Below are 1,725 nucleotides of genomic sequence, written 5' to 3'. Positions count from 1 at the left end.
CCTTCGGAGGCCCAGATTTTCGCCACCGCAACGTCTCCGGAGACGTTGCGGTGGCGAAAATCTGGGCCTCCGAAGGCGTACGCAGAGTCGTACAGACCGCCCAGCATCTGCACGGCGGCTTCGGCGCCGACACCGACTACCCCCTGCACCGCTACCACGCCTGGGCCAAGCAACTGGAACTGTCCCTGGGCCCGGCCGCGGCCCATGAGGAAGCCCTCGGCGACCTGCTGGCCGCGCACCCGCTCGGGTAACGGGCAGTACGGCCGCTCGGGTACCAGGGCAGCACGGCCGCTCGCGCACGCTGTCTCGCGTACGAGCCGCTCGGCCGACGGCGGGCGTCCGACGGCCGAACGTCAAACGTCGGTCAGAGGACGAAAGCCGGACTGTCGTTGTCGCTGACCATCGGGCGCCCGGCGGCGTCCCACGCCTGCATGCCGCCGTCGACGTTCACGGCATCGATGCCCTGCTGCACCAGGTACTGGGTGACCTGCGCGGACCTGCCACCGACCCGGCACATCACATACGCCCGGCGGCCGTCCTCGACAGCCTGCGTCACATCGCCGAAGCGCGCCACGAAGTCGCTCATCGGCACATGCAGCGCGCCCTCGACGTGCCCGGCCGCCCACTCATCGTCCTCACGGACGTCCAGCACCAGGGCGTCGGCCGGCACGGCAGCGACCTCGACGGACGGCAGCTGGGCGAAATTCATGGGTCATGCCTTCTTTCGTACGCGTCGGCTGTCCCTGGCCCCGGGGCCGAAGCAGCCGCGACGGTCGTATCGGCCGGTCACCGGTATCTGCCGGTCAGGGGGTCAGCCGTGTGGTGTGGCCAGGTCACCGGGAACGCTACTGCACCAGCTCGGCAAGGACCGCCTCGCGCCCGGCGACCTCGGCCAGCAACTGCTCGGCGATCTCCTCCAGGAGCCGGTCCGGGTCGTCGGGCGCCATCCGCAGCATCGAGCCGATCGCGCTCTCCTCCAGATCACGCGCCAGTACGGCCAGCAGCTCCTTGCGCTGGGCCAGCCATTCCAGCCGGGCGTAGAGCTCCTCGCTCTCGCTGGGGCGCGCCTCCTCCGGCACCGGGCCTGCCGCCCACTCCTCGGCGAGCTCCCGCAGCAGCTCCTCGTCGCCCCGGCCGTACGCGGCGTTGACCCGGGTGATGAACTCCTCGCGCCGGGCCCGTTCCTGCTCCTCCTGCGCGAGGTCGGGGTGCGCCTTGCGCGCCAACTCCCGGTAGAGCCTGCGCGCCTCCTCACTGGGGCGGACCCGCTTCGGCGGCCGTACGGGCTGGTCGGTGAGCATGGAGGCGGCCTCGGGGGAGAGCCCCTCGGAGTCCATCCAGTCGTGGAAGAGCTCGTCGACACCAGGCATGGGCATGACGGCGGCTCGCGCCTCGCGTGCCTTGCGCTGGTCTTCCGGGTCGCCGGTGAGGGAAGCTTTGGCCTCGGCGATCTGGGCGTCGAGCTCGTCGAGCCGGGCGTACATCGGGCCGAGCTTCTGGTGGTGCAGGCGGGAGAAGTTCTCCACCTCCACGCGGAAGGTCTCCACGGCGATCTCGAACTCGATCAGCGCCTGCTCGGCCGCCCGCACAGCGCGGTCCAGCCGGGCTTCGGGCCGCTCGGAGTTCTCATCCGTGTGCGCTGGGGCCTCGGGCCGGGCGGTGGGCCGGGCGGTCGTGTCTTCGGCAGGTTCGTCCGTCACCGGTCCAGCGTACGGGCGCGGGGGG

General features: G+C 71.3%; 3 protein-coding genes. 1 reads left to right on the top strand and 2 read right to left on the bottom strand.

Features of this window, described 5'->3' with window-relative positions; all coding sequences use genetic code 11:
- The coding region (locus ACJA3G_RS36355) for an acyl-CoA dehydrogenase family protein (protein ID WP_406557296.1) at window positions 1-251 on the top strand (251 nt) is incomplete at its 5' end.
- Between the two features lie 113 nt (window positions 252-364).
- On the opposite strand, the gene ACJA3G_RS36350 is transcribed toward ACJA3G_RS36355, so the two are convergent.
- On the bottom strand, window positions 365-709 hold the full coding sequence (locus ACJA3G_RS36350; RefSeq protein WP_406557295.1) for a rhodanese-like domain-containing protein: 345 nt from the start codon (window positions 707-709) through the stop codon (window positions 365-367).
- Between the two features lie 136 nt (window positions 710-845).
- The gene (locus ACJA3G_RS36345) at window positions 846-1,700 is read right to left on the bottom strand and encodes a hypothetical protein (protein WP_406557294.1); all 855 of its coding nucleotides are present in this window, start codon (window positions 1,698-1,700) and stop codon (window positions 846-848) included.
- Between the last annotated feature and the right edge of the window lie 25 nt (window positions 1,701-1,725).

Origin of the sequence: Streptomyces sp. YS-3, assembly GCF_045257485.1 — a bacterium.
Taxonomy (GTDB): domain Bacteria; phylum Actinomycetota; class Actinomycetes; order Streptomycetales; family Streptomycetaceae; genus Streptomyces.
Note: the sequence above shows the minus strand (reverse complement) of the source record. Positions and strands in the feature narration are given on the sequence as shown.

Excerpts from the sequence above, each read along its gene's own strand:
- ACJA3G_RS36350 (WP_406557295.1), bottom strand. The coding sequence starts at position 709 with ATGAATTTCGCCCAGCTGCCGTCCGTCGAGGTCGCTGCCGTGCCGGCC.